Annotated in this window: 6 protein-coding genes; 3 read left to right on the forward strand and 3 right to left on the reverse strand. The window is 59.9% G+C overall.

Translation table 11 applies throughout. The annotated features are described in order from the left end of the window. On the forward strand, window positions 1–538 hold a 538-nt coding region (locus D769_RS28105; protein WP_008651810.1), incomplete at its 5' end, for a chemotaxis protein CheB. Window positions 539–561: 23 nt separating this feature from the next. Then, complete coding sequence (locus D769_RS28110; protein WP_008651811.1) at window positions 562–1,569, forward strand: PleD family two-component system response regulator; 1,008 nt, start codon at window positions 562–564, stop codon at window positions 1,567–1,569. A gap of 332 nt (window positions 1,570–1,901) precedes the next feature. Here the strand turns inward: D769_RS28110 and D769_RS32830 are convergent, their stop codons facing one another. Beyond that, window positions 1,902–2,318 (reverse strand): hypothetical protein, encoded by a 417-nt coding sequence (locus D769_RS32830; protein WP_241227915.1) that lies wholly within the window; start codon window positions 2,316–2,318, stop codon window positions 1,902–1,904. Window positions 2,319–2,332: 14 nt separating this feature from the next. Here D769_RS32830 and D769_RS28115 point away from each other — a divergent pair, with 14 nt between their 5' ends. After that, window positions 2,333–4,558 (forward strand): TagA domain-containing protein, encoded by a 2,226-nt coding sequence (locus tag D769_RS28115; protein ID WP_008651812.1) that lies wholly within the window; start codon window positions 2,333–2,335, stop codon window positions 4,556–4,558. Window positions 4,559–4,780: 222 nt separating this feature from the next. Here D769_RS28115 and D769_RS28120 read toward each other — a convergent pair whose 3' ends face one another. Beyond that, window positions 4,781–5,080: a helix-turn-helix transcriptional regulator gene (locus D769_RS28120; protein WP_008651813.1), complete on the reverse strand. Its 300-nt coding sequence runs from the start codon at window positions 5,078–5,080 to the stop codon at window positions 4,781–4,783. A gap of 171 nt (window positions 5,081–5,251) precedes the next feature. Next, window positions 5,252–6,281: tripartite tricarboxylate transporter permease (locus tag D769_RS28125; RefSeq protein WP_040011315.1), on the reverse strand; the 1,030-nt coding region annotated here is incomplete at its 5' end.

The raw sequence follows: 6,281 nt of genomic DNA on the forward strand, positions 1-6,281 counted from the left end.
CGGCCCGGCTGCGCTGGCCACGCTGCTCGGCGCGTTGCCAGCTGACTTTGGCGCGGCGGTCGTCGCCGTGCAACATGTCGACGAAGCGTTCGCCCAGGGCATGGCCGAGTGGCTCGACGCGCAGTGCCAGCTGCCGGTACGCCTTGCCCGGGCTGGAGAGGTACCGGAGGCCGGTGCGGTGGTGCTGGCCGGCACGAACGATCACTTGCGCCTGACCAGCTCGGGACGCCTCATCTATACCCCCGAACCTTGCGACTACCTGTATCGCCCTTCGATCGATGTGTTTTTTGAAAGCGTGGTGGAACACTGGCGCGGTGAAGCAATCGGAGTATTGCTGACCGGCATGGGACGCGATGGGGCGCAAGGCCTGAAGGCCATGCGTGAACGCGGCTTCCAGACCATCGCGCAGGATCAGGCCACGAGCGCCGTCTACGGGATGCCCAAGGCGGCGGCCACACTGGGCGCGGCGAGCGAGATTCTGCCACTGCAGAAGATCGCGCCGCGACTAGTCATGACGTGTGGCGGCGGTCGGCGGTAAGAGAAAAGAACAGGAGGCGAATAATGCCCAGACAAATCAAATCGGCCGATGCGGCGGCCACCCATGAATACCCGGCGATGGTGCTGCTGGTCGACGATCAGGCCATCATCGGCGAGGCTATCCGGCGCGCGCTGGCCAGCGAATCCGATATCGACTTCCACTATTGCTCGCAGCCCGAGGAGGCCGTGGCGGTGGCCGAGCGTACCAAGCCCACCGTGATCCTGCAGGATCTGGTCATGCCCGGCACCGACGGGCTGACGCTGGTGCGCCGCTACCGCGAAAACGCCACCACGCGTGATATTCCGATCATCGTGCTGTCGACGAAGGAAGAGCCCACCATGAAGAGCGCGGCTTTCGCGGCCGGCGCCAACGACTATCTGGTCAAGCTGCCGGATTCGATCGAGCTGATCGCGCGTATCCGCTACCACTCTCGCTCCTATCTGAACCTGCTGCAGCGTGACGAGGCATATCGGGCGCTGCGCCAAAGCCAGCAGCAATTGCTCGAGACCAACCTGGAACTGCAGCGGCTAACCAATTCCGACGGGCTGACGTCCCTGTCGAACCGGCGCTATTTCGACGAGTACCTGGGCGCGGAATGGAAACGCGCCCAGCGCGAACAGACTCAGCTTGCGCTACTGATGATCGATGTCGACGCATTCAAGGGCTACAACGATACCTACGGCCACGTGGCCGGCGACGAGGTACTGCGCCGCGTGGCCACCGTGATTCGCGAGAACTGCGCGCGGCCGGCGGACCTGCCCGCGCGCTTCGGCGGCGAGGAATTCTCGATGATCCTGCCGGCCACGTCGCCCGGCGGCGCGCGACTGCTGGCCGAGAAGGTCAGGCGCGCGATCGAGACGCTGCGCATTCCGCATGCCTGCTCCCCAACCGGCGGATTTGTCACGGTCAGTATCGGCGGCGCGGTGATCGTACCTGGAAGCGATGCCGATTTCAGCCGGCTGATCGAGGCTGCCGATGCGGGCCTCTATCAGGCCAAGCGTAATGGACGAAACCAGGTAGTGATGGCGTAGTTCAGAATCTTCTGCTCCCGGGTTTCCAGATCTTGGCTTCCATCGCCGAAGCCAAGGTAAATCCTCGCCTGGGACACAACAAGTCAACGCCTTGACACGCATCGCAATGCCGATGCGCCCGGTAGCCATCGCCCCCGCTTCCCCGGCGGATGGCCCGATGCGATTCCGTACCGGATATTTCTTAGGTTCACCCCCCCTTTCCCCGCATTAAGCGCCGTCTTTGTGCGCCGCCTTTGAATGCCAAGGCGACCTATCTCGTTCAAAGCGATATTCTTCCTCGCGCGTCAATTATCAATATCAACGCATCACGTAAATAGTATTTACGCCAAAAATCATAATAATAGACTCATTTGCCCCAAAGCAAAAAAAGAGCGCCGGAACATTATCACTGCCCAGCTAAAATCATTGGCGAGGTTAATTATTAAACTCAATCGTAAATAATAAATTACAAAAACAACATTATTTACATCCAATACACGCGAGCAATGAAATGACATACAACCATCATTCACGAAATTTCGCTTCAGCATCACCTGTTTCCAGGGTCTCAACGCTTCGTCGGCCGCACACGGAACTCCTTCGCATTGCAGCCGCATCGGCTTTGGCCCTTGCGGCGCTGGCCGGATGTGGCGGCGGTGGAGACAGCGGCCCGTCATCGGGCAGCACGCAACCTGCGCCAACCCCGACGCCAACACCAACGCCAACGCCAACGCCAACGCCAACACCAACACCAACACCTGGATACCCACGCACGACTTTCGACTTGGCCGGCGCGCTCGAATACGGGCAAACCAGTGTCGTGAGGCAGAACGAAACGCGTATCGCACCACACCTGGTCGAAGGCCGCAGCACGCTCCTGCTGTTTACGCCAACCAAGCCCATCAGCAATGACCAAGAAGTATTTGTCGAAGCAATGCTGAACGGCGTATCGATGGGACGTCTCTTCCTGAAGAAGCCCGCCGACCTGAATGGCTATGCGGAAGACAGGATTACCCAGGACACCTTGCCACGCTACAGCACACAGGCGTGGAGCACGCAGATGCCCACTGGGTGGATGAAGTCCGGTGTCCAACTAACCGTTGGCTATGACGAGCTGCGCCACGAGGTAAAACAGATCTACGCATACCGCGTCACGAATAGCCTTCCCCCGCTGGCGGCTCCATCGGAACTCACATACACACGAACCAAGGTGCTGTTCTGGGAGGATCCTGATTCCAATGCCGATACCCTCGATTCGGACAAGCTCGCTGACGAAATCCACGCCCGCATGCCGGTAAGCAGGATATCCATCGTGGACTACCTGCCTGCACGCTGGAACAGCGTCATTATGATGGACTCCCCAAATCCCCCAAGGAGGTTTGATTCACTGAGGCAGATACCGATCTCTGGGGTCCGTCCAACCCACCACACAGCGTGGGCCGCGAACATCATGGTGGACAAGGCAAACACCGGACGCGGTTTGCAGGCCGCCGACCCCTACGACATGCTCAATCAGTCGTCGCCGCTTGCTTATGGAGCCACCCTTTCTCAAGGACGCTATAAGGACCGCGACGGAAATCTCCAGAGCGCCTTCAGCGTTGATATCGCCCGTCCTGGCTGGGCTCAGATCCGATGGAACGGGGAATGTAGCGGTACGATGAACCATGCACTAGGCAGAGTCGTAGGCTTGACCCCATTCGTTGAAGGGCAACCCTTGGAGTTCGGAGGCGAGTATCCCGATGGTCTCATATGGGCAGCCTCGCACCCGCAGCCATTCGATACCGCGCGAGGCGTATTCAGAACGTGGTATGCGGCCACCGATGGCTTTACCATTCGGTCGTCAGACAAGCCACTGCGCGGCCGGATTGATCCTCAGTTCTACCACAAGGAAATCAACGACTATAAAGAGCCTGCCGACAGTCAGAGCTGCTTCTCTCCTTATACAAACAGCAACACGCGCGCGATCCAGCAGCTGCTGGAGTCAACACCAACGCTGCGGACCGTGGCCGGAAACCCTGGTTACTATCTTTGGGATGACACGACACGAACTTACGCTCCCGTCGCGCCAAACTGGAAAGGTGCGGCGTTGCAGTTGAAACCGGATCGTATGGGCATTCCGGTGGCTACCGTGATCGGCTCGCTGACATCCAGCGAGAGTCCGGGCGCCAGCATGCTCTTCCCGCCGTTGTTCGCAGCCAGCGGGAACACCTTTGTCCTGGAGGAAATCGGCACGACTTCCATCAACTACAGAGGGGCAAGGTACGCAGCACGGGTCCGCTACGCGGATGGCAGCCACCGGATCTTCATCATCCCAAAAGAGATGGCTAGCAAGGACCGCGCATACTATTTCTCGTTCAACCTTCCGATTGCCGACAAGCCTGTCGAAGTATCCTTGTACCGCTTGCAGCACCCGTACGTGGAAAACGGTCCCCGCGGACTGTCCCCCTCTGACACACTGCTGTCTACCCAGGCCATCACGGTACCCACCTCAATGCCTGCGGTCGTGACTCGGGGCGGTGATTCCCGGCAAGAAGCGCGTACGGCAATGGTAAGCAAGCTATGCACGACTCAGACATGCGAGACAGAGAGTATCGATATCGCCTGGCATCCGGATGATGAATCGCAATTGTATTTCGTCGCCGGGCGGCCCTCGCTCGGTCTGACGACTCCCGTTGGGAACCCCAAGGACGCGCCAATGCGGCTTGAAGTAATGATGAAGGGACCGGACGGCAATCAACGCGTCGTGGTATTCCGGGCTTCGCGCGCCGTCAATACGACCGCCGATGGCTATCGCCTGAGCCCGGCGAACTATTGGACCGAGCCGGAGTTGCTCAAGGACAAACTACAGCACCTCTATATCTGGGTTCATGCCAACGACAACACCGCGTTGCCGGCCGGCCGCTACACGATGACAGACGCCGTAAAGCTGCTCGACGTGCATGCCGTCAGCGGTGCCGGCGACAGAATCGTCGACAGGGTCAAGCTGAACGCCACATTTGAAAAGCTCTGACGCACTAGCATAGTTGCCACCCCGGCGCCGGTGCAGCGTTTCCATCGAGACGCTGCACCGGCGCATTTTCATGCTGCGCGCCGACACGCATCTCATCTCTCGTGGACGAAGCCAGTGGCGTTGTTGAATGCTTCGTTGGTGAACCCCTGATACCGACAATGCTTGGATGACGATGCCGGCACCACGCCTCATTCCAGGCAGCGTACCGGCATTTGCATTGGTTTATTCGGCTGTCTCGCTCATGTCGTCCTGAAGGACGTTGAGATGTGCGAGGTAGGCGTCCAGTTCGGCCCGTCCCGCATCCGTGATGCTGTAGACGCGGCCGTTTCCCTCGACAAGTTCGGCGGTAATGGATCGCGCCATCAACAGGCTACGCAGGATTGGGCGCAGCGCGCGGATATTCTTGTCGATGCCTCGCTCGCGCAGCCGCTCCATCAGGTTGAATACCGTGGATGGACTGGCCTGGACAAGCCGGAGGATATAAAGCCTGGAAACGATACGATCGAGCGATGGCGTTTTCATGGGCGCAGGCAACGCAACTAGCGGTGCGGAGAATCGAATCATCGTGCGCAGCCCATGACTGCAGCGCAGTCGGGCAGTCCTATCAGTGCTTCAAAGAAACGGGGGCGCTTTTGGCACCCCCGCAAGCTTACTCGGCTCGCGCCGGCATGGCGCCGGCGCTTGTCGTCAGAATTACTCTTCCTGGAACGCTTCTTCGCGCTTCGCCTTGATCGACGGCAGTGCCACCACGGCCACCAGTGCGGCAGCAGCAATCAGCAGGCCCATCGACAGCGGACGCGTCACGAACACGGTGAAGTCACCACGCGACAGCAGCAGCGAGCGGCGGAAGTTCTCTTCCATCATCGGTCCGAGCACGAAGCCCAGCAGCAGCGGTGCGGGTTCGCACTTCAGCTTCAGGAACAGGTAACCGATCACGCCGAAGGCAGCAGCCATGAACACGTCGAACGTCTGGTTGTTCACCGAGTACACGCCGATGCAGCAGAAGACCAGAATCGCCGGGTAGAGGAAGCGATACGGCACGGTCAGCAGCTTCACCCACACGCCGATCATCGGCAGGTTCAGGATGATCAGCATCAGGTTGCCGATCCACATCGAAGCGATCAGGCCCCAGAACAGCGCGGGGTTGCTGCTCATCACCTGCGGACCAGGCTGGATGTTGTGGATCGTCATCGCACCGACCATCAGCGCCATCACGGCGTTGGGCGGAATGCCCAGCGTCAGCAGCGGGATGAACGAGGTCTGGGCAGCGGCGTTGTTGGCCGATTCCGGACCTGCGACGCCTTCGATCGCACCCTTGCCGAACTCGTGCGAGAACTTCGACGTCTTCTTTTCCAGCGAGTAGGCCGCAAACGAAGCCAGCGCAGCACCGCCACCCGGCAGGATACCCAGTGCCGAACCCAGCGCCGTGCCACGCAGCACTGCCGGAATCATGCGCCTGAAGTCCTCCTTGGTCGGCCACAGGTTCGTGACCTTGTTCGTGAACGTCTCACGGGCTTCCTTCTGCTCCAGGTTCGCGATGATTTCCGCGAAGCCGAACATACCCATGGCCAGTGCCACGAAGTCGATGCCGTCGGTCAGTTCAGGCACGTCGAACGAGAAGCGCGCGGCGCCCGAGTTCACGTCGGTACCGACCAGACCCAGCAACAGGCCCAGCACGATCATCGCCACGGCCTTCGGCAGCGAGCCCGAAGCCAGCACCACG

Source organism: Cupriavidus sp. HMR-1, assembly GCF_000319775.1.
Lineage (GTDB): Bacteria > Pseudomonadota > Gammaproteobacteria > Burkholderiales > Burkholderiaceae > Cupriavidus > Cupriavidus metallidurans.

Bases quoted from the DNA above. Each gene is read 5' to 3' on its own strand.
- D769_RS28110 (WP_008651811.1), top strand. From the start codon at position 562: ATGCCCAGACAAATCAAATCGGCCGATGCGGCGGCCACCCATGAATAC.
- D769_RS28120 (WP_008651813.1), bottom strand. From the start codon at position 5,080: ATGAAAACGCCATCGCTCGATCGTATCGTTTCCAGGCTTTATATCCTC.